This window comes from Luteibacter sp. UNCMF366Tsu5.1 (assembly GCF_900119235.1).
Lineage (GTDB): Bacteria > Pseudomonadota > Gammaproteobacteria > Xanthomonadales > Rhodanobacteraceae > Luteibacter > Luteibacter flocculans.
Genome location: NZ_FPIS01000001.1, coordinates 242,348 through 267,281, shown reverse-complemented (window position 1 = coordinate 267,281; position 24,934 = coordinate 242,348). Strand labels below are relative to the sequence as shown.

Genomic DNA, 24,934 nt, shown 5'->3' with positions numbered 1-24,934 from the left:
GCGACATCAGCAACGACCTGGGCTGACCCAGTGATGATCGTGGACGGGATGACAGAACCAGGTTCAAGTCATCCGCAAAGAAGCCAAGTGCTATCGTCCACGTCGATCAATACGCACAAAGGAGGAATCATGGCCAATCGCGCAACATGCGTCTTCAGCGTCTTGGCAATCGGAGCATTGTCGCTATCTGCCAGCAGTACGGCGTCCGGCATTACGTGGCCGGAACTACCTAAGGATTGCTTCGTCAGGTCGCGTCCCGCCACGCAAGCCGACGCAAAGCGGGGTTGCGCGGTCTTCGTTATTGAGAAAGGGGGTGTTATTGGCGGAATGCCCATGGATATTCAAATTCCGCAGTACGCTTGGCACATAGATCAGCCATCCGCCAAGCGCACCGCCGTCATTTTGATACAGGCGGAGGAGAGCTCGGGAATCAAGGCCGTTGGATACAGGGAGGTGAGCTCCCATTCCCTGGGTGCCGCTTTGCTCAGCGAAATGATCTTGCTCGGAACAGACAAGCCCGACTGACAACGTCTCCGCCGGAGCGAGCCTCGCAACGTGCGTAGGTGGTGTCTCTCCAGATCGCTAGTCATCCCGACCACGACTGGGTTCGTAGGCGCAGCGGTGAGATTTAAGCGCACGGCATCCGGCGCCCACGCCGCCGTCCATGTCGGCGAATTTCATGCGGCGGCGCTAGCGGGGTGGAGTGAGTTGGATTTCCCGACGGGCCGCTCGACTTAAGGAATCCGTCACGCAAGCCGATATGCATATGTTAGGTGTCTGTCGCAGCGCGGGCCTGTGGATCGACCCGACCAAGATTCACTCACGTCCTTGGCCCTCTCAATCATTGTGCCTTTATGACTCAGCCGCCTGTCGTTGACATCTTGTTTCGCGCCATCCTCACCGGCGATCGAGCCGCACTCGGAGATCTCGATACGCATCGAGCCGCAGAATGCACCGACCTGCGCGCGCTGATCAGCACTGATCAGGCTGGTGCAGTGACGCTAGATCTCGGACTCGGAGCGGATTCGAGCATCTATGTGACGCCGCTGTTCGAGGGGCCGCGGGCGTTTTTCATATCTCGCCATATATGCATGCAAGCACGACTTACGGGCGGGCAAACAACGATACCCATTGACTACTCGTTGAGCTTCGATTCCAACTTCGCGGAGAAAATGCGCGCCACGCTAAATGGGGAAAATATTCAGCAAGCCGACCATGATCGTGTGATCGAAGTTTTAATGCTGAAGGCCAAGAACCCCAGGGTGCAATTCGATGTCGTACCGTTTCTCTACGAGAACGTTCGCTTGGTCCGGGAAAATGAAAACAACCTGAGACCCTTGAACACCTTAATCGCGTTTCGCATGCTTGACCACCTCAACTGGGAAGCCTTCAAAAGCAACCCAAGCCGGTTTGATTTCGGCACTCCCGCAGAAACTCTGAAAGCATCGCTTCGACCCGGTGCGGAAGCCTTTCTCTCAGAGTTATATGCTAACGAGTCGGTTTTACACCATGAAGCCAAGAGTCTCGGCGTTCAAGCGTTACTGCTTCGATTTGCTACGCTGTGGCGGAATCAAAGCAAGCGCGATATTGATCAGATCCTGCACGAATTACTCCGATTCTGCATATCGGAGCTGGGTTTCGTTCCCGCAACCGAATTAAGCTTGATCTGGAGTGGCATTCGGGGCAAAGAAGTCGCACCCTTCTTTGGCCCGGTTATCAATCCTTCGGCCAAGCTGTTCAAGGCAACTCGCGGCATGGCTTGGGATATGACACATCTGCGCATCATGGAACAAACCGCTCGCCTAACACGATTTGGTTCATTCTTCATTCCGTACTTCGTCTCTATCGACGAACGCTGGCGAACGTTGATGCGTTTGAACCCCGTGCGCTTCATGGTAGTGGACGATTCGAAGAACAGCATGCTAATGGCTCGGACTCACGAATTGGCATTTCAAGAAGCGCTTCATACATGCGCCGGGGAAAGCTTGCTTGGCGAGGTTACCGCCGAAAAAGTTGAATCCCGCCGTGTGGCAGCGCAAAGCATTGATGTGGCCATCATGAAGCAAAAGGTCGCGAAAGAGGAACATGCATGGCGCTAGATGCACAGTTACACCGGGTGGCAATTGGGCATCGGCAGCGGCCAACACCGGCCTAGGCATCCGATACAGATAAGGTCGAAACTTTCAGGTTTCAGATCTACGCTATTGGATCGGCAATCATTCGGCGTCACGCACGCTCAATACGAGCGGCATAGCAACCACGCACAGCATAATGAGCGTGCAGGTACGCCGCCTCCGCATCATTCAACAGGCTTTCAATGGCCTCTTTCAGGTTTCGGCCCTCAACCAGGGTCGCGTCTACTATTTCGTGAGAGCGATTGAAGCTGCGTAGCGAAATCGTCCGACGTTCCATGGCTTTTGGTATGACGTCGACCACATCGAGTGGCTCTTTCGCGAATTCGCGGACAAAGATCGCGTGGCTGCTACGGTACGGCGTATCCGCCGGTTGATGCGTGTAGTTGAGCAGGAGCACCGACTCGCCCACCGGCACATCGGCTACTTCGATTCTGTCGGGGAAGCCAGGCCATGAGTCGACCAATACGCGCTTCACGCCGCGACTTGCCAGTTCGCTTTCCGTCAGTCCGAAAAGCGGCGTAAAAATCGCTGGGTCAAGACCAAGAATACGGAACGTCATAAGGATGTCACCGAGGGTGTGTGCCTTATGATCTGCGCTGACCGACAGCCACGATATCCGGATCTTGTGCTTCCGTGCGGCAGACTCCGCCGTTACAACTCCCGCACCACACGAAACCCAACACGCGCATTACGCAGATCGGCGGTCGCACCCTGGCGATAAGCCGAGCGAACCATGTCGGGTGCGCTACCCCACGATCCGCCGCGAATCACACGACGACCACAACCGGGGTTGACCCAGGCTTCGCCGGTGCGCGGCGCGCGGATGTAGTTGTCGTGCCAGCAGTCCGCCACCCATTCCGACACATTGCCGCCCATGTCGTACAGGCCGAACGGGTTGGGCGTGAAGCTCATAACCGGCGCGGGGCCCCAATAACCATCGCGATAGCCGTTGAACGCGTTGCTCCAGCGACGCCCGGAACCGGAGCGGTCGTTGCCGCCGGTGAGGTTTTCCACGCGGGATGACGGCGTGCCGTCGCCCCACCAGAAGCGCGACGTGCTGCCGGCACGCAATGCGTATTCGAACTCGGCCTCGCTGGGCAGGCGGTACTTCTTGCCGGTGCGCTGCGACAGCCACTCGGCATAGGCGCGTGCGTCGTTCCAGGACACGTTGATGACCGGCAGTCGATCCTGGCCGGGCTTGCCGGCGTAGTCGTCCTGCCAGGTCACCGACGGATCGTCGCGCAGGCCGCCGCTTTGTTCGTCATAGACGCTGCCGCCGCCGAGCGACTGGGACTGCGGCACGTACCCGGACGCGCGCACGAAGTCGCGGAACTGACCGATGGTGACGGTGCTGCGCGCCATGGCGAAGCCCTTGGCGATCTGCACCTCGTGCGCAGGCGATTCGTTGGCATCGTGCCCGGCTTCACCATCCGGCGAACCCATGGTGAACTTGCCTGTCGGCACGACGACCATCGCGGGTGCCTGCCCGTTGGTGTCGAGGAAGCGATCCGCGAACACCTGGCCCGGCTTGTAGCTTGCGTACAACCGCGCGTTGGTGAGCCGCTCGTTGAAGTCGTCGATGCCTGCGAGATCGGGGCTGACCTGCTGCGCCTTCGTCGCCAGTTGCTGGGCGAGCGTGAGGTCGCCGGCATCGAGCGCCGACCGTGCTTGGGCGAGCATCGCTGTCGCGCTCTGCCTGCGCATGCCTTCGATGCGACCGCGAGTGTCCTGCAAAGCCTGCGACTCGGGGGCGATGGTCGCCGCCTCGGCCAGGGCCGCGTCCGCTCCCGGGAAATCGTTCTGCGCGACGGCCGCCAGCGCCTTGTCGAGCACGTTGCGCTGCACGGTGATGATGCCTTGCTCGGCCACGGCATTTTCCGGATCGAGCGTGAGCACCTCGCGGTAGGTATCCAGGGCACTGTCGCCGCGGGGCTGGCTCGCTTTTCCATCCTGCAACTGCGCGGCGGCCTTGCCCAGCAGCGGGCGCACCTTGTCGAGCACCGCCAGCTTTTGCTGGAGCGGCGCAGCCATGGCGCTCGACGACGGCAGGCTCTTCAGCGCACTGAGCCCTTCCCTCGCGGCTTCTGCATCGCCCAGTGCGATGTCCTGCTCGATGCCCGCAGCCAACCGCCCGCGGACCTCGTCCATGCCGGCCAGGGCGCGCTGGCTATCGGCCTTCTGCTTTAGCGCCGCGGCATAGAGCGCGGACGCGCTGTCCTGACCGCCGACCAGGCGATCGGCTGCCAGGGCCTTGTCTCCGCGGTCCAGCAGAGCGGCCAGCTCAGGCGAATCGGGGGTCTTCTGCGCCGGCAGGACGATGTCCGCGCTCTTCTCGCGGTGACGCGCCGCGATCACGGAGGCCGGCGCGAGCATGATCGGCGGCCCGGCGTCGATCTCCGATGCAACGGCCTGGGGCGCCGCCTGTGGCCGCTGATCGAAGCCCATCACCGCCGGTTGGCCGCGCAGCGGCGTGCGCGCGGTGTTCTGCGTCGGCTGGACGTGAAGTGCCTGCGGAAAGAAGTGATAGAACAGCGCGAAAGCGAGCACGGCAACGCCCAACGCGCCGCCAATGGCGCGCTGTCGGCGGACGGTCTCGGTATTCGGCATGGTGTGCGGTTCCGTACAGGCCTGCTATCGTGCGCTGCCACCTTAGGGAATCGCGCGCGACAGGGCAACACGGGATGTCGGCGCGTCCCTGACTCACAAGGACGCCTGCATGACCACGAGCGAACTCGCTCCCACCGCTCCCTGGATCGACCGCCGCGAGGCGCTGGGCGCATGGCTCGCGCCGATCGGCGCAGAGGCCGTCGTCGGGCTCGACACCGAGTTCATGCGCCGCAACACCTTTTACCCGCAACTCGCCCTGCTCCAACTCGCCCACGACGAGCGCTACGCGCTGATCGACCCGCTGGCGGTGCCGCTGGGCGAAGCGCTGCAACCGGTATTCGCCGCACAACCCGTGGTCACGGTGATGCACAGCGCGGGCGAGGATCTCGAAGCGATGTCGCCGTTCCTGCCCGATGGCCCGCACACCTTGTTCGATACGCAGGTCGCCGCCGCCTTCGTGGGGATGGGCTTGGGCATCAGCTATCGCGCGTTGGTCGCCGAGCTGGTGGGCGCGGAACTCGACAAGGGCGAGACGCGCAGCGACTGGTTGCAGCGCCCCCTCACGGAATCGCAGAAGCTCTATGCCACGCTGGACGTCGTCCATCTGCACCCTGTCCATCGCATCCTCTCCGAACGGCTCGCCGAGCGCGGGCGCAGCGCGTGGCACGCCGAGGATTGCGCGCGCATGAAACGCCGCGCCAGCCATCGCGAAGGCGACCCGCAACCGCAGCGCGGCTTCAAGGCGGCGAGTGAATGGTCGCCGGAGAAACAAGCTCTGCTCCGTCGCGTGCTGCGTTGGCGCGAGGCCACGGCCCGCGCATTGGACAAGCCCCGCTCCTGGCTGCTCGAAGACGTGCAGGCCCTGGACCTCGTCGGCAACCTGCCCGCAATGGCCGCGAACCTCGACGAACGCACCCGTGGTACGCGGGCCCTGCGCTCGCCGCAGCGCCAGGAGCTGTTCGACCTGCTGCACCGTCCGTTGGACGCCGAGGACATCGAAGGCACCGCGCCTATCGTCGGCCACCCCGTCGGCGAGGCGAAGCGCGCGATCAACGAAATGCGCAGTGCGGTAGATACCCTCGCCACCCAGCTCGATCTTCCCCCGGGCCTGCTCTGCGCGCGCCGCTCGATGGAAGAGTTCGTGATGACCGGCCACTGGCCGGAGGCGCTGGAAGGTTGGCGCCGTGAGGTACTGTTCGAACGGCTGGCGGCGCTGCTGCCGGGCTGAACCGACCGCGGGACGCGCCAAGTGCGCACCCGTTGGCAGCGCCCATTTCGGCTGATATAGTTCGCGCTTCGTGGGGCGGTAGCTCAGCTGGGAGAGCGTCGCGTTCGCAATGCGAAGGTCGGGAGTTCGATCCTCCTCCGCTCCACCACTTATGCCAGACCGAGAACCCCGAAGGGCATGCTCTTCGGGGTTCTTGCGTTTACCTACGGCAGCAGCCTGATGAGCGTCGTGATGGAGCCCCTTTCGCCGCTCGCGACGATGCGTCCATCGGTCTGGATACCCGTATCCTTTAGGCGGAACAGGGCAAACGGCACGCGGACTTCTCCATTTCCCTCTGCGCCGAAGCTTGTATCCCTCATACCATTGGGATGCAGCCGTACAAGCACATTGCCCTGCTGCAAGTCGACCAGACCCACGACGATCCTGCCCGCAGAATCCTGTGCCAGCCCCTCGGCGAGCTGACCAGGCAAGCTCACGGGCTGACCCCGATTGAAACCCAGGTCCGTCGATCCATCGTCGTTCAACCGCACGATGGCGCACTCGACCTGGCCTGACGTGCCCACACCGAGCAAGACGACAAGCAGCTTCCGCTCGCGGGTGACACTCAACCGGCGGCAGTCCGAATACCTGAAGCCCTGGAATCTCAGCGTGAGGAAACCCGCGTCGCCAAATGTCGCGTCCGGCAGCCCGTCGCGATCGCAGCGCCCGACGAACCCATCGTCGCCATAGCCACCGCCGATGTAGAAACCCGAATCGGCTAGCGTCATGGAAGAGATCATCACGAACGCGTCAGGGAGGAACGTGAGCCTCCCCCCCTTCACCGAAGTCCTCATCCTGGGAACCGTCAGCGCGCCTTCGATAAAGCCAGCCGCCTCGCTGACCCGAGCTTGCGAGCAGGATGCTTCCACCTCGCAGCACCGCCACACGCGGCAACGACACCTGCTGCTCGTCGATGAAACTCGTGTCTGCGAGGTATCGTCCATCCGTATCGAAAGCCAGCACAGGCAAGAGATCACCTGCCGGACCGGTGACCACGAACCCTTCGCGATGCAAGGCGAGGCCGCTCATCGTGCTGGCGGGGATCGCGGCAGGCGCCGCAAGAAAGCCGTCACCGCTATCCCCGAAATCCTCGTCGATGGTGCCGTCCGACAGCAGCCTTGCAGCGCCCATCTGATCGACCGCCGATTCGACCCGTTGATAGCTACCGTAGACGATCAGGCGGGAGGCTTCGTCAAAGGCAACCGACGTCAGGTTGTTGGGGAAATTTCCAGGGACCGTACTTCGACGACGCCGTCCGTTCCGAAGCTCGGATCGAGCTCGCCGCTCCTCGCGTTCCTTCCGCGCCCGAGAAATTTCATGATGCCGACCTCCTGTCGATGAGGCGCTCACGCTAGCAAGCGATAAACCCCAGCGTCAAAGGCGAGAATCAAAGAAAAATCAGATAGATGATGCTCATATCGCCACCCATGCAAACTTGCACGAACCCGTGACACTGGCGCGCGCATCGTGCGAGGAACGCCACGGAGAACGTCATGACGCCCCTGGACAAACCCCTTAAACGCGAACTCGTCGTCGACGGCCAGGCGTATACGCTGACCATCGATCCCGATGGCATGAAGCTCGTGGCGAAGGGCAAGCGCAACGGTATTGCGCTCGCATGGAAAGACATCCTCAGCGGCGACGCGGGCTTGGCCGCTGCGTTGCAGGCGTCGATATCCGGTTGAGCTGCTGCGGGCTCAGATGGCCCGCAGCATGAACACGCCAAAGGCGGGCGCCGGGGAAATCCATTCCCGCTCGATCCGCCAGCCACCCGCTTCCGCAAGACGCGCAAACGATTCGGGCGTGAACTTGTGCGAGTTCTCCGTGTGGATGCTTTCGCCAGCGGCGAACGCGAAACGTTGTCCGGCGAGCGTCACCTCCTGCGCTTCCCTGCTCACCAGATGCATCTCGATGCGCTCACGTTCTGCGTTCCAGATGGCGCGGTGCTCGAAGGCTTCGGACACGAAGTCCGCGCCCAGCTCACGATTGATGCGCACAAGCACGTTGCGGTTGAACGCTGCCGTGACGCCGCCCGCGTCGTCGTAGGCTGCCAGAAGTACGTTCACGTCCTTCACCTGGTCCGCGCCCACGATGAAGTGCGCCGACGGGCCGAGTCGTTCGCGAACGAAGCGCAGCAGTGCCGCCGCTTCGTCGTGGGTGAAGTTGCCGATGGTGGAGCCGGGGAAGAACGCCACGACCGGCCGGCCGGCCAGCGCCTTGGGCACGTCGATGGCCTGGGTGAAGTCTGCGACCACCGGATGCACGGCAAGCGCGGGATACGCCTCACGCAGACGGCGCACGGCACCGTCCAGCGCATCGGCGCTGATGTCCACGGGCACGTAGGCGGAAATCCACGGTGCGGCGTCGAGCAGCATGCGCGTCTTTTCGCTGGCACCGCTGCCCAGTTCGAGCAGCACGGCCCCATCGGGGATGCTTGCCGCGAGCGTCGGTGCGATATCGTCGAGCAACGCGGCTTCGGTACGCGTCGGGTAATACTCGGGTGTGACACAGATCGCCTCGAACAGCGCGGAGCCTGCACCATCGTAGAAATACTTCGGCAGGAAAGCTTTCGGCGATGCCGAGAGGCCAGCCAACGTGTCGCGCAGGAAGGCCAGACGTTCGCCGCTCGAACCCGATCCCGCGGAACGCGCCAGACGCACGCCGCTGAACATCCAGCGCTGGCCGGGGCGGTAGAAGTTGCGATACGTGGGCCGCGAGTGTCCGGGCGGCGTCACGCTGGCACCGCCACGCAGCACCATCTGGCCGATCATGAACTTGCCGTTGTATTCGCCGACGGCATCGTCCGCCGCCTGAAACCCCGGATAGGGCGAATAGGCGCTGGCGGTCCACTGCCAGGCGACGTCGTCCACTTGCTGAAGATCGGGCCGCGTACGCACCGCGTGTTCCCACTCGGCCTCGGTGGGAAGCCGCGCACCGGCCCAGCGCGCGAACGCGTCTGCCTCGTAGTAGCTGATGTGCGTGACCGGCGCATCCGGATCGACGGGACGCCAGCCACCCGGCGTCATGTGCGACCAGGCTTCGCCGTCATGTCGCCAGTACAGCGGCGCGTCCCATCCGTCCTCCTGGCACTGCACCCAGCCATCGGACAGCCACAGATCGGCGCGGCGGTAGCCTCCCAGCGCCATGAAGGCCAGCCACTGCCCGTTGGTGACGAGGCGATCGGCGATCTCGAACGGCTCCAGCCAGACGCGATGCGCCGGCCCCTCGTTATCGAACGCGAAAGGCTCGTCTTCCGCGCCGATGCGTACAAGGCCGCCGCTCACGGCCCGGAACCGCCCGGTGGCTCCGGGCGCCGGCGCGGGCCAGTGCGGATCGAACGCTGGCTTCAACGGCGACTGCGCGAATAGATGCTGTACATCCATCACCAGCAATTCCTGATGCTGTTCCTCGTGCGCGAAACCCAGCAACACGAGCGCTTCCAGGTCGGCGGACACGTCACCCGCCAGCCAGGCGTGCATGTGCCGGTCCACATGGTGACGGTAGGCCATCACCTGGTGGATGGAAGGACGGGTCAGCAGGCCGCGCATCGGTCGCGGATGCCGCGGGCCGATCGCCTCGTAATACGAATTGAACAGGTAACCGAACTCGGAATCGAATACCTCGTACCCCGGGACATTCGGCCCGAGCAGAAAGGTCTCGAAGAACCACGTCGTGTGCGCCAGATGCCATTTCGCAGGGCTGGCATCTGGCATGGACTGCACGACCATGTCCTCCGGATCCAGCGCCGCGACCCGTCGCTCCGTGCGCGCACGCACCGCCGCGTAGCGGTCGGCCAGGGAAAGCGCCGTGGTCTGGCGCGCCGAGGTGGCGGCGTCCGTCGGGCTGTCGATGAGGTCGTGCATGAGCGGCTCCTTGCGCTGCATCAGTCGGGGGTGTGCTCGATGCGCACGCGGTCGGGATAGAAGGCGAGATGCCCCCGGATGGCGTCCACGGCCTCGTAGGGCTCTTCGTAAGTCCAGATCGCCGTGATCGCCCGCTCCTCGTTGCCGGGCAGGCTGTAATACGACGCTTCGCCCTTGTACGGGCAATAGGTGTGGTGGTCGCTGCGGCGCAGCGAGGCCATGTCGGCATCCTCGCGCGGCACGTAGAACACGGGCGGGTAGCTCGCTTCCGTGAGCACCAGCGCACGCCGGGTATCGACGACCACACGATCGCCGTCGCGCACCACGACCCTGCCCTTGGCAGGCTCCACCGTGATCGGATGATCGGGGCCGGGAATCTTATGGGGACGTGAAGACATGAGGCACTCCTTCGGAGGGGGAGATCGAACATCCTGCGAGCCGGCACGGACGAATCCAAGCCGACGCGCTGGAACAGGTGAAGTTACCGATTCGCAAAGATCGGTTCTTGGACTTTCCCCACGAGTCGAGCCGGACCACGCCGCCGGGGCGTCGTCACGCCGAAAAACCCGTCTGCCCACACGGCTTTACATGCGAGCGGTCTGGCGCTTTACCATGACCCCATGGGGATCCGGCAACTAAACTTCTCGCCTTTCATGCCGATATGACCAACGTATTGCAGGTGGCGGGAGGGTCACCCATGAAAGTGCTTCTCGCCGCAGCGGCGGTCGTCGCGGCCCACGCGCTCGCCCTGACGATCATGCCGTCCTACGGCATGGCGGCGTCGTACGTGTTTTTCTTTTCCTCGGCTGCGTTGGCGATGGCGAGCGTCGTATTCGCCTGGCAGCGCTCGGGAACGCCGCGGGATCGCCGGTGGTGGCTGCTCTTCGCCAGCCTGGCGCTCTGGACCGTGGGGATGTCCCTGTCCGCTCGCCAGAACTACGTGCTGGAGAATTCCAATCCGGCGCCTGGCGACAGCATGTTCTTCTACATCCTGTACGTGCTGCCGGTGCTGGTCACGGTGTCGTCGGCGCCGGTAGCAGCGCGGAAGCACTGGGCGACAGTGATCGACCTGGTGCTCGCGTCGCTGCTCGGGGTGCTGTTCTACGTGCGCACCTTCTCCATCGTGTCGCTCGAAGGCGCCATGGGCACGAAACAGGCGCTCGAAGTCGCCTACATGCTCGACTTCGAAAACGTGTGCCTCGCGATCGCTGCCTTGTTGCGCTATATCGCCACCGACCGCGCCGACGATCATTTCTTCTTCCGCGGCGTAACGGCGTTCTTCGTCACTTATGCGTTCTCCGGCTTCTTCTACAACCATTTCGTGGCACTCAACGGGCATCCGGAATTCGGTACATCGAGCTGGGATGCGCTGCTCGACCTGCCGTTCCTGGCGCTCTTCGCGTCCGCGGTCACACGGCAGCCGCGGCGGTATTGGCATCCTCCGGTGTACGTCATTCGTTTCGTGCAGAGTGCGAGCCCCACGTTTCTCGCCATGAGCGTGCTCGGCTTCGGGTTGATGGTGATTCCGGGCTATCCCACACTGGGCATCGTTGCCGCCGTGGCCGCCGTGGTCGGTATCGGACTGCGCGGGTCGCTCGTGCAGGTCAGCCTCGTGGAAGAGGAATATCGCCTGGAGCGCAGACGCGACGAACTGCAGGGCCTGGTCTTCGTGGATAGCCTGACCGGCCTGGCTAACCGTCGCGCGCTCGACGAGCGTCTGCTCCGCGAATGGCATCGCCCGGGACAGCGCGATCCCATCGCGCTGCTGATGATCGACGTCGATCTGTTCAAGGGCTACAACGACCGCTACGGCCATCTCGCAGGCGACGACTGCCTGCGTTCCATCGCCACCGGTCTGCTCGGCAGTGGACTGCGCGCCAGCGATTTTCTTGCACGCTTCGGTGGCGAGGAATTCGCGGTGATCGCGCCGGGCACGCACCTCGGCGATGCAAAGGCCCTGGCCGAAGACCTGCGCAGCCACATCGAACGCATGGCGATCGTGCATCCTTCGAGCCCGTTCGGCGTGGTCACGATCAGCATCGGTGTCGCTATCGCCCGGCCGAGCGCCGACGGTGGCCCGCTCGATCTCCTCAACGCAGCCGACCGGGCGCTGTATCGCGCCAAGCAGGCCGGACGCAACCGCGTCGGCGCACCCGAAGGACCGCCGCTGGATGCGGCCCGTGCGGAAGGATCGCGCCAGTTGGTTTAACCCCGTTTGGCATCCTGCAGCGTTTCACCGTCATGTCCCCCCAACAAGGCCATGCACGATGAACACGCTACGCGTCACCCTGCCCCTTCTCTTTGCCGGCCTCGTGCTGGCCGCGGGGGCGACGGCCTCCGGTGGCATGCCCGCGCAAACGACGCATGCCCGTACCGAAGCAGGCACCGATTGCCTGCCAGGCCCCGTTCCGTACGGCGCTATGCAAAGCGCGCCCATGCCCGCGCCGGCTGCCGCCCCGGCACCGCCTGCACCTCCGGCAGTCATCGAGCTGGCGCCCTCGCCCGCTCCCGCTGCGCCGCCCGCCAAGATGATGGCCCGCGCGGGGCTCGTCGCATCGGCTGCACCGGTCGGCCAGATGGTCGCCGCGTTCGACGCCAACACGGAGAACTATGCGCATCGCGAGGCGAATCCGGTCCATCTCGCCGCGACAGATCCCGTGTCCACCTTCAGCATCGACGTCGACACCGGCTCCTACACGAACGTGCGGCATATGTTGAACGCCGGCCGCTTGCCTCCCGCAGACGCGGTGCGCACGGAAGAATTCATCAACTACTTTAACTACGGCTATGAACCGCCGCGCACGCGCGACGTGCCGTTCAGCGTGTCGACCGAACTGGCGGCGTCGCCGTGGAATCCCGACCGGCAGTTGTTGTTGGTAGGCATTCGCGGGTACAGCGTGCCGTCGAGTGAGATTCCTGCTGCCAACCTCGTCTTTCTCGTCGACGTCTCCGGTTCCATGGACGAGCCCGACAAGCTGCCGCTGCTGAAGGCCTCGCTCAAGCAGATCGTGCCCCGTCTGCGCGCGCAGGATCGCATTTCGCTGGTGACCTACGCGGGTGCGACCTGCGTCGCACTGCCGTCCACACCGGGTGACCAGCATGCCACGATCGTGGCCGCCATCGACGCCCTGGGTGCCGGCGGTTCCACCAACGGCGCGGCCGGTATCGACCTTGCCTACGCACAGGCGGCGAAGGGCTTCATCAAGGGCGGCGTAAATCGCGTGATCCTCGCCACCGACGGCGATTTCAACGTGGGCACGGTAGGCGTGCAGGCGTTGAAGGATCGCATCGCGGACAAGCGCAAGAGCGGCATCGCGCTCACCACCCTTGGCTTCGGCGAAGGCAACTACAACGATGAGATGGCCGTAACGCTGGCCGACGCGGGCAATGGCAGCCATCACTACATCGACAGCCTCGACGAAGGGCGGCGCGTGCTGGTCGACGAGATGTCGGCGACGCTGCTGACGATCGCCAAGGACGTGAAAATCCAGGTCGAGTTCAACCCCTCGGTGGTAACCGAGTACCGCCTGATCGGCTACGAAAAGCGTCTACTCGCACGCGAGGATTTCAACAACGACGCCGTCGATGCCGGCGAGGTTGGTGCGGGTGCCAACGTCACCGCGCTCTACGAAGTCACGCTGAAGGGAAGCAAGGCACCGCGCATCGATGCCCTGCGTTACGGCGACGCGCCGTCGACCGGTCGCTCGGGCGAACTCGCCTTCCTTCGCCTGCGCTACAAGTTGCCTGCCGGTGGTCCGAGCAAGTTGATCGAGCGGCCGCTCGGCGCCGAGCCGGCGACGCAGGCGAGCGAGCGGTTGCGCTTCGCCGCGGCGGTGGCGGCCTTCGCGGAAAACCTCCGCGGTGGCAAGTACGTCGACGGGTTTGGTTACGACAAGGCCGCGTCGCTGGCCCGTGGCGCCCTCGGCAAGGACGACGGCGGCTATCGCGCCGGCTTCGTCCGGTTGGTGGACATGGCCGGCGCGCTCTCCACGACACCGGTCGCGAACACCGAACGCTAAAAGGTGACCCACTCTCCCATGCGTGGCGCCGATGCCGTAACCTCCCCGGCCATGGATGCACCCGTGGCCGACGATGGCGGATTGATGCTCGCATGGGCGGGTGGGGACACGGCTGCCTTCGATCAGCTCTATGCCCGGCACAAGGGGCCGCTGTATCGATTCCTGCTGAAGACGGTGAAGGACCGCGCGATCGCCGACGAACTGTTCCAGGAAACCTGGAGTCGCGTCATCGGTGCTCGCGCGCGCTACCGGCCCGAGGCAACGTTCCGCACCTGGCTGCTCCAGATTGCGCACAATCTGGCCGTGGACAGCTTTCGACGACGTCGACCGCAGGCCGGCGTCGAGGAAACCGAGGCGGTGTTCGCCGCACAGGCCGCGCCGGAGCGCGAGCAGCCGGATCACGCGCTCTCCGATTTCGAGCTGCGTCGCCGCATGCAGCGCGCGATCGACCGCCTTCCCGACGAACAGCGCACCGTGTTCGTGCTGCGCATGGAAAACGAACTTTCCCTGGAGGACATCGCCACCGTGACCGGCGTGGGCAAGGAAACGGCGAAGTCGCGTCTGCGCTACGCCATGGCCCGCGTCAAAGAACTCGTTGCCGAATGACATGAATCCGAACACGCCCCCGCCAAGCGACGACGATCTGCCCGAGGAGCGCGAGCTCGCAGCGTTGTACGGGCGCCTGCCCAAGGCAGAGCCCGATGCGGCACTGGATGCCGCCGTGCGCGCCCAGGCTATCGGCGCGACACCACGCGTGCCGGCACGCCGTCGCGCTCCGTGGCTCGTGTCGCTGGCGTCGGCCGCCGCGCTGGTCCTGGCCGTCGGCATCGGTTGGCGACTGCGCGACGTGCCCCCTCCGCCCGCCGTGCTGCCTGCCACTCCTGCGGCCAACGACGCGGCTTCCGAGCCCGCGCAAGCGCCCGCGTCGGCGGACGTGACGGCCGCAGCACCCCCACCCTTGGCGCCGGCACCCGCTATCGCGCCAGCCCCGGGCTTCGAGGCACCGGCAAAACCGTCGCCGATACCGCGGCATCAAGCCAGTCGCATGGCGGGTCGTGCCGCCAGGGTGAACACCTCGAACGAGGTGTCGACGCAGGCTCTGGCGCCCGCACCGGCACCGATGTCTGCGCCGGTCGTTTCCGCGGCCCCTGCACCAGCTCCCGCGCCGCCGGCTCCACCAGCGCCTCCCGCCCCTCCTGCAGTCATGGCGGCACCGGCACCGGAAGCGCCGTCGGGCGCGATCGCTGAGACGGCCCCCGCGCCTGTCGAAAAATCAGCGGAGGTGCAGCTCGGCCCCGACGATCGGGTGGGCCAGATCCGCCAACTGCTGGGTAATGGACAGCGCGAAGAAGCTCTGCAGCGCCTCCGCGATCTACGTCGACGCTACCCGCACTACGAGCTGCCGCAGGACCTGCGCGACCTCGGGAACCCTTGAGTCTTGACCGCGCGCCTGGACACCCTCGCTGCGCCGTGGCGGCACGAGGAGGAGATCAAGAAGAGTCGCTTCCTCGCCCAAGCGGCGCCGATCGGCTCGCCGGACGAAGCGCTGGCCTGGTTCGGCGCCGTCAGTGATGTGTCCGCCACGCACAACTGCTGGGCCTACCGGATCGGCGATGCGTACCGGTTCAACGACGACGGTGAACCCGGCGGCACGGCGGGCCGTCCCATCCTGCAGGCCATCGATGGCCAGGGCTACGACCGGGTCGCGGTGGTCGTCACGCGCTGGTATGGCGGCATCAAGCTCGGCGCAGGCGGTCTGGTGCGCGCCTATGGCGGTGCCGCGGCAGAATGCCTGCGCCTGGCGCCCCGGTTGCCCATCGTCGCCACCGGGCACCTCGTCATGCACTGCGAGTTCGCCGACCTGGCCCTCGTGAGCGCACGGCTGCGCGACATGGGGGCCACCGTGGAACGGGAGACCTTCACGGCCGACGGTGCGGAACTCGACGTGAGCGCCCCGCTGGACGACCTGGACACCATCGCGGCGCGGGTGATCGATCTGTCTCGTGGAAAAATACGACCACGGCGGCCCTAGAAGCCCGTTGGCCCATGTTGAATACCGAACTCGCCGGCCCCATTCGTTGGCGAATTGCCTGAAGAAACCGACGAACGCATGAGCGAAGAACGCAGGGAGAAGTCGCGCCGCATCGGCGCGCTGCGCAACCTCTGGCCTTTCCTGAAGCCGCACAAGCGCCTGGCTATCGGTTGGCTGGTGTTCCTCGGCATCTCGTCCAGCGCGTCGCTGCTCTTGCCCGTGGCGGTGCGGCACATCATCGACAACGGTTTCCTGGCCTCCAACGTCGCCACGATCAACGGCACGTTCCTTGGGCTGTTCGGCGTCGCGGTGGTACTCGCCCTCGCCACGGCGGCTCGCTACTACTGCATCGCCCTGCTCGGCGAACGGTCCCTGGCATCGCTGCGCACGTCGCTCTACGAGCACGTGATCCAATTGGACGTCGGCTTCTACGAAAGCACGCGCGTCGGTGAACTGACCTCGCGCCTCGGCACCGATACCGAGGTAGTCCAGACGCTCGTCGGATCGGGTATCTCCGTGGCCTTGCGCAGCGCTGTGATGCTGCTGGGCGCCGCCGCCGCGATGGCGTGGACCAGCCCTCGCCTCGCCGGCCTCACCGCGCTCGTGATTCCCGCCGTGATGCTGCCGATCCTCATCTTCGGTCGGCGCGTGCAGAAGCTCTCGCGACACAGCCAGGACCGCATCGCCGATGCCGCCGCCGTCGCGAATGAAACGTTGAATGCTGCGCAGGCCGTGAAGGCGTATGCGCGCGAGCCGATCGAAAGCCGCCGCTATGCGAGCGCGATCGCCCTTGCCCTTGCGACGGCGCGCCGTCGCATCGGCATGCGTTCGTTGCTGACGGCTGCCGTCATCGTGCTGATCTTCGGTGCGATCACGCTCGTGCTCTGGGCAGGTGCGCGCGACGTCATCGCGGGCGACCTCGCCCCCGGCGTACTCAGCCAGTTCGTGCTCTACGCCATCTTCGCGGCCGGTTCGGTCGCCGGCCTCTCGGAAGTCTGGGGCGACGTGCTGCGCGCCGCGGGCGCCATGGAACGCATCGGCGAACTCTTCGCGGAGCGCGCCATCATCCGCACGCCGGACGCCCCCGAGGTGCTGCCACGCCCGGTGACGGGCTCGCTGCGCTTCGAGCACGTGGAGTTCCGCTACCCGTCCCGTCCGGACGTCGCCGCGCTGTCCGACTTCGACCTCGACATTGCCGCGGGCGAAACCGTGGCGCTGGTCGGTCCGTCGGGCGCGGGCAAGAGCACCGTCTTCAGCCTGCTGCTGCGTTTCCATGATCCGCTGTCGGGCGCCATCCGCTTCGATGGCGTGGACCTGCGCGCGCTCGCCCTGCCCGAGCTGCGCGGCGCCATCGCCCTCGTGCCGCAGGAAACGGTGATCTTCGGCGGCAGCGCCGCCGACAACATTCGCTTCGGCCGCGCCGATGCCAGCGACGAGGAGGTCCGCGAGGCGTCACGCCTGGCGGAAGCGGATGGGTTTATTTCCGCGCTGCCCGAAGGCTACGGCGCTGCGCTCGGCGAGCGCGGTGTCCGTCTGTCGGGCGGACAGAAGCAACGTATCGCCATCGCACGCGCGATCCTGCGCGACGCTCCGCTGCTGCTGCTCGACGAGGCGACGTCGGCGCTCGACGCGCAATCCGAAGCGGCCATCCAGCAAGCACTCGAGCGCCTGGAGAAAGGTCGCACCACCCTGGTCATCGCGCATCGCCTCGCAACGGTGCAGCGCGCCGACCGCATCGTGGTAATGGATGGCGGACGCATCGTGGCCCAGGGCACCCACGAGAGCCTGCTCGCGGAAGGTGGACTCTACGCGGAGCTGGCCCGCCTTCAGTTCGTGGCGTAATGCCACGTGCAGATGTCGAGCGTGTTCAAGATCGACTTGTTAGCCGCGTGGCTGCATGTGTCCAGCGGCTGGAGCTACCGTTAGCTCGTGCGACGAGGCCAGAGCCTTCGGTGTCCCCCTCGCTGCTCAGACAGGTCCTCCGCGTTCGGAAAGGATGGCCGCTGGCGCGGCCCATGTATCTAGTGGCCTTCGGCCGCTCTCTTGTGCGGAAACTCGCATCGAGGGGGACACCGAAGACTCCCACGATGACTGAGGTCGCGTGTCGGGAGAGCCGCAGACCACAGCGCTGCGCCACCTCACCGTCGTGATCCGAAGGCAGAGGCATCCGGCGACTACACGCGAACGATCACCGAAGCAGTCCACAGCGCAAGCTCTAAAAACATCACGCCACCTCACCGTCCGACGCCAGCCCCCGTCCCCCTCGCCGCGATGTCTGGCGTCGAGGGCGTCCGGGTGGACAAGGCCCGCAGGGGGCCGGCCAGGACGGCCGGCCGTCTTCGCCGAGGCAGGGATGCCAAGTCGAAGACCCCCGCCCGGACGCCCGGGTCCGCCGCGGCGTAAGCCATAAGACATGGAGCCGCGAAGCGGCTCTCCTTTCGCAAGGAACGACATAAGCCTTCGCGGCGAGGGGGATGGGGGCTGGCTTCCTGAAGCGCTGCAGCTTCAGGCGCTCCTTGCAGCGGTATGGCCATGAAAACCGGCGCACGCCGTGACAACGCGGCCTACCGCGTTCTCGCACCCTTGACGGCTCGCCACCTAGTTTCGCGGCATGGATAGCGACCTGCTGCTGCCGCGCCCCGAAGGCCTGTACTGCCCCGCTGGCGACTTCTTCATCGATCCCATGCAGCCTGTGGCTCGCGCGGTGGTGACGCACGCGCATGGCGACCATGCGCGGTCGGGTAGCGGGCTCTATCACGTGGCGGCTGCTGGGGAAGGCTTGATGCGCGAACGGTTGGGCGCGGCATCCGTCGTGCACGCCCATGACTGGCGCGAGGCGTTCGACTTGGGCGATACCCGCGTGTCGTTCCATCCGTCGGGGCATATTCTCGGCGCGGCGCAGATCCGCATCGAGGGCTGCGGCAAGGTGGCCGTCGTGTCCGGCGACTACAAGCGCGATCCGGACCCGACCTGCGCGCCGTTCGAACCCGTGCCGTGCGACGTCTTCGTCACCGAGTCCACCTTCGGCCTGCCCATCTACCGCTGGCCGTCGATGCGCCAGGTGGTCGACGAGATTCTTGGCTGGGTCGACGAATGCGCCGCGCGTGGCGTGGCGGCCGTGCTGTTCTGCTACGCGCTGGGCAAGGCACAGCGTCTGCTCGCCGAACTTGCGACCCGTAGCGAGCGCGCGGTCCATCTGCATGGCGCGATGCTGCGGCTCGTCGCGCTGTATCGCGAGGCCGGCGTGCACATGCTGCCGACCGTACCGGTCAGCGAGTCCGCGCGCGGCAAGGACTTTGCCGGCGAGTTGGTGATGGCGCCACCGTCGGCGGCCGGCTCGCCGTGGATGCGCCGCTTCGGCAAGGCTTCCACGGGTTTCGCGTCCGGTTGGATGCAGGTGCGCGGCGCCCGACGTCGGCGTGGCTACGATCGTGGCTTCGTCGTGTCCGATCACGCCGACTGGCCGGGTCTTCTGCGCAGCGTGGCGGACTGCGGCGCCAAGCGCATCTACGTCACCCATGGCGACGGCGAGGTACTGATCCGCCATCTGCGCGAGCACGGTCGCGAGGCGTTCCCCCTGCGCTCGCTGGGCGGGCAGATGCCTGATCTTCGTAGCAGTGAGGAAGGTGATTGATGCGCCGCTTCGCCACGTTGTTCGAAGCGCTCGATCGCACCGCCTCCACTGCCGCCAAGCGCGACGCGATGGCGGCCTATTTCGCGGAGGCGCGCCCCGAAGACGCCGCCTGGGCGGTCTACGTGCTTGGCGGTGGCAAGCTCAAGCGCACGGCGACGTCCACCGAGCTGCGCCTCGCGCTTGCCGCGGAAACCGGCTACGCGGACTGGTTGATCGACGAGAGCTACCAGCACGTCGGCGACCTTGCGGAAACCGTTGCCTTGATGCTGCCCGAGTCGGAGGCGGCCGAAGGCGACACGCCGCTGCATGTCTGGATGGAGGCGCGCCTGCCATCGTTGTCGCGTTTGGAGTCGGCGGAACGCGTGGAGATATTGCGCGAATGGTGGCGACCGCTGCCGCGCGAACAAGTCTTCCTGGTCAACAAGCTGCTGACCGGGTCGCTGCGGGTCGGCGTCTCGCATCGGCTCGTCGTGCAGGCCCTGGCGCAGTGGGCGGCGTTGCCCTCCGATCTCATGGCGCATCGCCTCAGCGGCACCTGGAAGCCGTCAGCGGCGGCGTTTCTCGCGTTGGCCGAACCGGAGCGTGCCGACGAGCACGCGGGCGAACGCCCCTACCCTTTCTTTCTCGCGTCACCGCTCGAACAGGAGGTGACGGCGCTGGGTGCGGTCGATGAATGGCTGGCCGAATGGAAATGGGACGGGATCCGCGCACAGTTGATGCGTCGTGCTGGCGGGGCCGTGCTGTGGTCACGCGGTGAGGAAAGGCTCGACGGACGCTTTCCGGAAATCGAGCTGGCAGCCATCGATCTGCCCGAGGGTTGCGTGGTGGATGGCGAAATCCTTGCCTGGATGCTCGATGAAGATCATCCGCTGCCTTTCGCCGCTTTGCAGAAACGCATCGGCAAACTCAAACCCGGCGCCAAGTTGCTGGCCGACACGCCTGTGCGATTGATGACCTATGACCTGCTCGAATGGGAAGGCCAGGATCTGCGCGAGCGTCCGCTCGTCGAGCGTCGCGCACAACTGGCTGCGCTCATCGAAGGTCGGGGACCGACCTTGATGCTCTCGCCCTCGGTCGCAACCCCCACCTGGGACGCACTTGCTGCGGTGCGCGGCGAATCGCGCGAGCGACGCACCGAAGGCTTGATGCTGAAAAAGCTGGATTCTCCCTACCGTGTGGGACGCAAGCGCGGCGACTGGTGGAAGTGGAAAGTCGATCCGTACACGGTCGATGCCGTATTGCTCTATGCGCAGCCGGGCCACGGTCGCCGCTCGGGACTCTTCACCGACTACACCTTCGGTGTGTGGGACGGCGAAAAACTGGTGCCGGTCGCGAAGGCCTACTCGGGCCTCGACGACAGCGAGATTGGTCGACTCGACCGATGGATTCGCGCGCACACGATCGAACGCTTCGGGCCAGTGCGATCGGTAGAACCCACGCATGTATTCGAACTCGCCTTCGAGGCCATCCAGGCTTCCGGGCGCCACAAGGCTGGCGTCGCGGTGCGCTTTCCGCGCATCCTCCGTTGGCGTACCGATCTGTCGATCCACGATGCCGACAAACTCGACGACCTCCGCCGCCTGGCGTCGGGCTGAAGCACGCCTGCTGGCGTGGTTCGCCGCGCAGGGACGCCGCCCTGCGGCGTTCCAGCGCGCGGCGTGGCGTGCATGGCACGAAGGTCGGAACGGCCTCGTCCACGCGCCCACGGGAACAGGCAAGACGCTTGCGGCCGCGGGCGGCCCGCTCATCGACGCCGTGCTGCATCCACGCAGCGGCTTGCAGTTGCTCTGGATTACCCCGTTGCGTTCGCTGGCGACCGACACCGCGCAGCATCTCAACGCTGCGGTGCAGGCGATGGACCTGCCCTGGCGCGTGCTGCGCCGGACCGGGGACAGCGGCAGTGCAGAGCGTGCGCGCTTGCGCCGTGGTGCGTGCGAACTGCTGGTCACCACGCCAGAAAGCCTGGCCCTGTTGCTCAGCTACCCGGACGCGAAGACGCGTTTCGCCGGGCTGCGCGGCATCGTCGTCGACGAATGGCACGAACTGGTCGGCAACAAGCGTGGTACCTTGCTCCAGCTTGGCCTTACCCGTCTACGCCACTGGCTTCCCGAGCTACGCACCTGGGGCCTTTCGGCCACGCTGGGCAACCTCGACGAGGCGTTGCACGCACTGGCCGGCGACGGTGTGTTGATCGGCTCGCGCACGAAGAAGCGGACGATCATCGAGACGGCCGTACCCGCCAGCGGCGAACGGTTTCCCTGGGCGGGACATCTCGGTCTGTCGCAACTGCCACGCGTGCTCGACGCGGTGCTAAGCGTACGCAGCAGCCTCGTCTTTGCGAACACGCGCTCGCAGGCCGAGCTGTGGCGCGAAGCGCTGTCGTCGGTATGGCCGGAAGCGCCCGAGACGCTCGCACTGCATCACGGCTCGATCGATCCCAAGCTGCGCTTCGCCACCGAGGAAGGCCTGCGCCTCGGGACGCTGCGCTGCGTCGTTGCGACATCGAGTCTCGATCTCGGCGTCGATTTTGCCAGCGTGGAACGCGTCATCCAGATCGGTAGCCCCAAGAGCGTGGCGCGCCTGCTGCAACGCGCAGGACGCAGCGGCCATCAGCCCGGCATGCCATCGCGCATTCTCTGCGTCCCGACACACTTGCTCGAACTGGCAGAGGTCTCGGCGGCACGGCGCGCCCTGGCCGAAGGGCATCTGGAACCTCGCCACCCCATGCGCGGCTGCCTCGACGTGCTCGCTCAGCACCTGCTCACGATGGCCCTCGGCGGCGGCTTTACCGCCGACGAAGCGTACGCCGAGATCACGTCGTCACTCGCGTACGCGCAGCTGCCGCGCGACCGTTTCGACGCCGTGCTGGCTTACCTGCGCACCGGCGGATCGGCGCTGGCGAGCTATCCGGAGTACCAGAAGCTGGTGGAGACCGAGGGTCGTTATCAAGTTGAAAGCGGACGCATCGCACGCATGCACCGGTTGTCGATCGGGACCATCACTTCCGACGGCAGTCTGCAAGTGCGCTATATGAAGGGCGCGCGGCTCGGCTCGGTCGAGGAAAGTTTTCTCTCTCGCTTGCGCCCTGGCGATCGCTTCCTGTTTGCCGGTCGCCATCTGGAACTGGTCCGCGTGCGCGACATGACAGCGTATGTGCGCGCTGCGCCCAACCGGCGTGGCGGCGTGCCGCGCTGGATGGGCGGCCGTCTGCCGCTGTCCGGCGAGCTATCCGACGAGTTGCGCCGCACCTTGGCCGGTGAGGATGACTCCGTGGAAATGCGTGCACTTGCCGGGCTGCTCGACGTACAACGAAGGCAATCGTCCATTCCGGGCCTCGATCAGACACTCTGCGAGCGCACGCGGACGCGCGAGGGCGATTACCTTTTCGTGTTTCCGTTCGCGGGGCGACTGGCCCATGAAGGTCTCGCCGCCGTGCTCGCCTATCGCCTGGCCCGCATCCAGCCGGGCGACTACGGCTACGCGGTGAACGACTATGGACTGACGTTGACGGCCGCACGCATGCCGCCGTTGGATGCCGACGTCATGCGTCAACTGCTGCATCCCTGGGGTCTGCGCCGGGATATCCGGGCCAGCGTCAATCTATCCGAATTGGCGCGGCGGCAGTTTCGCGAGATCGCCCGCGTGGCGGGTCTCGTCTTCAATGGCTATCCCGCTCACGGCAAGACGCTTCGCCAGTTGCAGGCGTCCAGCGGCCTGCTGTTCGACGTACTGCGCCGGCACGATCCCGCGCACCCGCTACTGTGGCAGGCCGAACGCGAAGTGCTCGACCAGCAACTGGATTATTCGCGACTGCGTGCCTGCCTGCTGCGCGTCTCGCGCTCTCAGTTGCTCTGGCGCGAAACGAAGCGACTGAGTCCGCTGGCGTTTCCGCTCTGGGTCGAACGGCTGCGCGGCGGGATCGCCAACGACGACTGGAAAACCCGCGTGGAGCGCATGCTGGCCACGCTGGAAGCGGGGGCCGACGCATGATGACGCGCGAGATCGAGGTGGCCGGCGAGCGCCTGACCCTGCACGCACAACGGGCGATCCACTGGGCCGCAACGCGGACGCTGCTGGTATCCGATCTTCACCTCGGCAAGGGTGCCGTTTTCCGTCGCGCCGGCATCGCCGTGCCCAGCGGCGACACCGAAGACGATCTCGCGCGACTCGACGCATTGATCGCCGAGTTCGCACCTGAGCGCCTTACGGTGTTGGGTGACCTCGTGCATGGCGCGGCGACGGAACGCAGCGCGTGGGTCGAGCGCGTGCGCGCATGGCGGCAACGCCACGATCACATCGCTATCGAGCTGATCGCGGGCAATCACGACCGGCACTTCGACGTCGCTTCGCTGGGCATAGAGGTGCGGCCAGGGCAGCTTTCCGCACCGCCTTTCGTCTTCTCGCATCACCCCGAGAAGCACGCGGAGGGATATACGCTGTCGGGCCACGTGCATCCGGGCGTGACGGTGCGCGATGGGTGGCGTCGTCATCGGCTTCCCGCCTTCGTCTTCGATCGCGACGTCGGCATGTTGCCGGCCTTCGGCACGCTGACCGGGCTGCACGACGTGGAACGCGCCAACGGCCGTCGCATCGTGGCGGTCACCCCAGCCGGATTACTGCCCGTGTCGGAGCGATAGCGCGAGGTGCGAGACGCGGCTCACCCCAACGCAGCGACCAACGCGCGTACCGTGTCGACGTCGGTGCGCATTTCGCCTGCACCCATGCCGAGCACATCGCCGGGGGTACGCCGCATGGCAGACGGCAGACGCCGCTTTGCCGACGCATGGAATTCGCGCGCACGCGTCGCCTGACGCAACGACGCGACGTTGCCCGGCTCGATGCCGGCCCCGGGCATCACGACGATGCGGCCGCCGGCCTGGGCGACCAGTCGTGCAAGCGTGGACGCACCGGCGACAGCGCTCGGCATGCCGCCGGAGGTGAGCACCCGCTCGAAGCCGAGTTCGATCAGCGTTTCCAATGCGGCCTGCCGGTCCGGCACGAGATCGAACGCACGATGGAACGTCACGCCCATGTCGCCTGCGGCGCGAAGAAACAGCGCACAGGCTTCCACGTCCACCTCGCCCTCGGCGGTGAGCGCGCCGATCACGACACCGTCGCAGCCGATTTCACGACAGTGCGCGATGTCGTCGAGCATGACCTCGATCTCGGCGTTCTCGTAGAGAAAGTCGCCCGCCCGCGGTCGCACGAGTACGTACAGCGGTATGCGCAAGCCTTCTCGCGCGAGCGCGATCGTGCCGTGCGACGGCGTGATACCGCCTTCTTCGAGACTGGCGCAAAGCTCCACCCGCGCTGCCCCGCCTTCCTGCGCGGCAAACGCCGAGGCAACCGAATTCGCCGCGATTTCCAACAGCGCCAT

The 24,934-nt window shown here is 65.6% G+C and carries 21 protein-coding genes and 1 tRNA gene; 16 read left to right on the top strand and 6 right to left on the bottom strand.

From position 1 onward, the window contains the following. The first annotated feature begins 129 nt into the window (after positions 1 to 129). Both BT115_RS01135 and BT115_RS01130 read left to right on the top strand, forming a co-directional pair. Positions 130 to 525, top strand: coding sequence for a hypothetical protein (locus tag BT115_RS01135; protein ID WP_218184703.1), 396 nt, complete (start codon positions 130 to 132; stop codon positions 523 to 525). A gap of 329 nt (positions 526 to 854) precedes the next feature. Further along, on the top strand, positions 855 to 2,099 hold the full coding sequence (locus BT115_RS01130; protein WP_072320724.1) for a hypothetical protein: 1,245 nt from the start codon (positions 855 to 857) through the stop codon (positions 2,097 to 2,099). Positions 2,100 to 2,226: 127 nt separating this feature from the next. On the opposite strand, the gene BT115_RS01125 is transcribed toward BT115_RS01130, so the two are convergent. Next, positions 2,227 to 2,694: a DUF1203 domain-containing protein gene (locus tag BT115_RS01125; protein WP_072320723.1), complete on the bottom strand. Its 468-nt coding sequence runs from the start codon at positions 2,692 to 2,694 to the stop codon at positions 2,227 to 2,229. Positions 2,695 to 2,786: 92 nt separating this feature from the next. Then, a complete protein-coding gene (locus tag BT115_RS01120) occupies positions 2,787 to 4,742 on the bottom strand; it encodes a formylglycine-generating enzyme family protein (protein ID WP_072320722.1) in 1,956 nt (651 codons plus the stop codon). A gap of 109 nt (positions 4,743 to 4,851) precedes the next feature. On the opposite strand from BT115_RS01120, the gene BT115_RS01115 reads away from it, so the two are divergent. Together BT115_RS01115 and BT115_RS01110 are read left to right on the top strand one after the other, a co-directional pair. Then, the gene (locus BT115_RS01115) at positions 4,852 to 5,970 is read left to right on the top strand and encodes a ribonuclease D (protein WP_072320721.1); all 1,119 of its coding nucleotides are present in this window, start codon (positions 4,852 to 4,854) and stop codon (positions 5,968 to 5,970) included. A gap of 72 nt (positions 5,971 to 6,042) precedes the next feature. Then, positions 6,043 to 6,118 (top strand) — tRNA-Ala (locus BT115_RS01110). 55 nt (positions 6,119 to 6,173) lie between these two features. Here the strand turns inward: BT115_RS01110 and BT115_RS01105 are convergent. Next, entirely contained in the window at positions 6,174 to 6,737 is a 564-nt protein-coding gene (locus BT115_RS01105; protein ID WP_177257341.1) for a hypothetical protein, read from the bottom strand. On the opposite strand from BT115_RS01105, the gene BT115_RS18605 reads away from it, so the two are divergent. Next, positions 6,736 to 7,350, top strand: a complete 615-nt coding sequence (locus tag BT115_RS18605) for a hypothetical protein (RefSeq protein ID WP_177257340.1) — start codon at positions 6,736 to 6,738, stop codon at positions 7,348 to 7,350. The two genes, BT115_RS01105 and BT115_RS18605, sit on opposite strands and share 2 nt — an antisense overlap. A gap of 152 nt (positions 7,351 to 7,502) precedes the next feature. Next, positions 7,503 to 7,694, top strand: a complete 192-nt coding sequence (locus BT115_RS01095) for a hypothetical protein (protein WP_072320718.1) — start codon at positions 7,503 to 7,505, stop codon at positions 7,692 to 7,694. A 12-nt stretch (positions 7,695 to 7,706) separates the two neighbouring features. Here the strand turns inward: BT115_RS01095 and egtB are convergent, their stop codons facing one another. Together egtB and BT115_RS01085 are read right to left on the bottom strand one after the other, a co-directional pair. Continuing rightward, positions 7,707 to 9,872, bottom strand: coding sequence for an ergothioneine biosynthesis protein EgtB (egtB, locus tag BT115_RS19070; protein WP_072322172.1), 2,166 nt, complete (start codon positions 9,870 to 9,872; stop codon positions 7,707 to 7,709). A 20-nt stretch (positions 9,873 to 9,892) separates the two neighbouring features. Then, positions 9,893 to 10,270 carry a DUF427 domain-containing protein gene (locus BT115_RS01085; RefSeq protein WP_072320717.1) on the bottom strand — a complete coding sequence of 126 codons (378 nt, stop codon included), beginning with the start codon at positions 10,268 to 10,270 and terminating at the stop codon, positions 9,893 to 9,895. 299 nt (positions 10,271 to 10,569) lie between these two features. On the opposite strand from BT115_RS01085, the gene BT115_RS01080 reads away from it, so the two are divergent. From BT115_RS01080 to pdeM, 10 genes are all read left to right on the top strand, one after another. After that, positions 10,570 to 12,081 carry a GGDEF domain-containing protein gene (locus tag BT115_RS01080; RefSeq protein ID WP_072320716.1) on the top strand — a complete coding sequence of 504 codons (1,512 nt, stop codon included), beginning with the start codon at positions 10,570 to 10,572 and terminating at the stop codon, positions 12,079 to 12,081. Positions 12,082 to 12,139: 58 nt separating this feature from the next. Then, the gene (locus tag BT115_RS01075) at positions 12,140 to 13,891 is read left to right on the top strand and encodes a vWA domain-containing protein (protein ID WP_072320715.1); all 1,752 of its coding nucleotides are present in this window, start codon (positions 12,140 to 12,142) and stop codon (positions 13,889 to 13,891) included. A gap of 51 nt (positions 13,892 to 13,942) precedes the next feature. Next, a complete protein-coding gene (locus BT115_RS01070; protein ID WP_072322171.1) occupies positions 13,943 to 14,497 on the top strand; it encodes an RNA polymerase sigma factor in 555 nt (184 codons plus the stop codon). Between the two features lies 1 nt (position 14,498). Further along, on the top strand, positions 14,499 to 15,326 hold the full coding sequence (locus tag BT115_RS18325) for a hypothetical protein (RefSeq protein ID WP_072320714.1): 828 nt from the start codon (positions 14,499 to 14,501) through the stop codon (positions 15,324 to 15,326). Between the two features lie 3 nt (positions 15,327 to 15,329). Next, on the top strand, positions 15,330 to 15,923 hold the full coding sequence (locus tag BT115_RS01060) for an IMPACT family protein (RefSeq protein WP_072320713.1): 594 nt from the start codon (positions 15,330 to 15,332) through the stop codon (positions 15,921 to 15,923). Positions 15,924 to 16,001: 78 nt separating this feature from the next. Beyond that, positions 16,002 to 17,765: an ABC transporter transmembrane domain-containing protein gene (locus BT115_RS01055; RefSeq protein ID WP_072320712.1), complete on the top strand. Its 1,764-nt coding sequence runs from the start codon at positions 16,002 to 16,004 to the stop codon at positions 17,763 to 17,765. 769 nt (positions 17,766 to 18,534) lie between these two features. Beyond that, entirely contained in the window at positions 18,535 to 19,557 is a 1,023-nt protein-coding gene (locus tag BT115_RS01050; protein ID WP_072320711.1) for a ligase-associated DNA damage response exonuclease, read from the top strand. Beyond that, a complete protein-coding gene (locus BT115_RS01045) occupies positions 19,557 to 21,152 on the top strand; it encodes an ATP-dependent DNA ligase (RefSeq protein WP_072320710.1) in 1,596 nt (531 codons plus the stop codon). The genes BT115_RS01050 and BT115_RS01045 overlap by 1 nt, the downstream gene beginning before the upstream one ends. Continuing rightward, positions 21,109 to 23,547, top strand: coding sequence for a ligase-associated DNA damage response DEXH box helicase (locus tag BT115_RS01040; RefSeq protein WP_072320709.1), 2,439 nt, complete (start codon positions 21,109 to 21,111; stop codon positions 23,545 to 23,547). Before BT115_RS01045 ends, BT115_RS01040 begins: the two co-directional genes overlap by 44 nt. Next, positions 23,544 to 24,194: a ligase-associated DNA damage response endonuclease PdeM gene (pdeM, locus tag BT115_RS01035; protein WP_072320708.1), complete on the top strand. Its 651-nt coding sequence runs from the start codon at positions 23,544 to 23,546 to the stop codon at positions 24,192 to 24,194. Before BT115_RS01040 ends, pdeM begins: the two co-directional genes overlap by 4 nt. A 20-nt stretch (positions 24,195 to 24,214) precedes the next feature. On the opposite strand, the gene BT115_RS01030 is transcribed toward pdeM, so the two are convergent. Further along, the gene (locus tag BT115_RS01030) at positions 24,215 to 24,934 is read right to left on the bottom strand and encodes a copper homeostasis protein CutC (protein WP_072320707.1); all 720 of its coding nucleotides are present in this window, start codon (positions 24,932 to 24,934) and stop codon (positions 24,215 to 24,217) included.

Coding starts and splice junctions, on each gene's coding strand:
- BT115_RS01130 (WP_072320724.1), top strand. CDS start 855: ATGACTCAGCCGCCTGTCGTTGACATCTTGTTTCGCGCCATCCTCACC.
- BT115_RS01080 (WP_072320716.1), top strand. CDS start 10,570: ATGAAAGTGCTTCTCGCCGCAGCGGCGGTCGTCGCGGCCCACGCGCTC.
- BT115_RS01115 (WP_072320721.1), top strand. CDS start 4,852: ATGACCACGAGCGAACTCGCTCCCACCGCTCCCTGGATCGACCGCCGC.
- egtB (WP_072322172.1), bottom strand. CDS start 9,872: ATGCACGACCTCATCGACAGCCCGACGGACGCCGCCACCTCGGCGCGC.
- BT115_RS01105 (WP_177257341.1), bottom strand. CDS start 6,737: ATGACGCTAGCCGATTCGGGTTTCTACATCGGCGGTGGCTATGGCGAC.
- BT115_RS01030 (WP_072320707.1), bottom strand. CDS start 24,934: ATGGCGCTGTTGGAAATCGCGGCGAATTCGGTTGCCTCGGCGTTTGCC.
- BT115_RS01045 (WP_072320710.1), top strand. CDS start 19,557: ATGCGCCGCTTCGCCACGTTGTTCGAAGCGCTCGATCGCACCGCCTCC.
- BT115_RS01040 (WP_072320709.1), top strand. CDS start 21,109: ATGCCGACAAACTCGACGACCTCCGCCGCCTGGCGTCGGGCTGAAGCA.
- BT115_RS01135 (WP_218184703.1), top strand. CDS start 130: ATGGCCAATCGCGCAACATGCGTCTTCAGCGTCTTGGCAATCGGAGCA.
- pdeM (WP_072320708.1), top strand. CDS start 23,544: ATGATGACGCGCGAGATCGAGGTGGCCGGCGAGCGCCTGACCCTGCAC.
- BT115_RS18325 (WP_072320714.1), top strand. CDS start 14,499: ATGAATCCGAACACGCCCCCGCCAAGCGACGACGATCTGCCCGAGGAG.
- BT115_RS01120 (WP_072320722.1), bottom strand. CDS start 4,742: ATGCCGAATACCGAGACCGTCCGCCGACAGCGCGCCATTGGCGGCGCG.
- BT115_RS01095 (WP_072320718.1), top strand. CDS start 7,503: ATGACGCCCCTGGACAAACCCCTTAAACGCGAACTCGTCGTCGACGGC.
- BT115_RS18605 (WP_177257340.1), top strand. CDS start 6,736: ATGGAAGAGATCATCACGAACGCGTCAGGGAGGAACGTGAGCCTCCCC.
- BT115_RS01075 (WP_072320715.1), top strand. CDS start 12,140: ATGAACACGCTACGCGTCACCCTGCCCCTTCTCTTTGCCGGCCTCGTG.
- BT115_RS01085 (WP_072320717.1), bottom strand. CDS start 10,270: ATGTCTTCACGTCCCCATAAGATTCCCGGCCCCGATCATCCGATCACG.
- BT115_RS01070 (WP_072322171.1), top strand. CDS start 13,943: ATGGATGCACCCGTGGCCGACGATGGCGGATTGATGCTCGCATGGGCG.
- BT115_RS01050 (WP_072320711.1), top strand. CDS start 18,535: ATGGATAGCGACCTGCTGCTGCCGCGCCCCGAAGGCCTGTACTGCCCC.
- BT115_RS01055 (WP_072320712.1), top strand. CDS start 16,002: ATGAGCGAAGAACGCAGGGAGAAGTCGCGCCGCATCGGCGCGCTGCGC.
- BT115_RS01125 (WP_072320723.1), bottom strand. CDS start 2,694: ATGACGTTCCGTATTCTTGGTCTTGACCCAGCGATTTTTACGCCGCTT.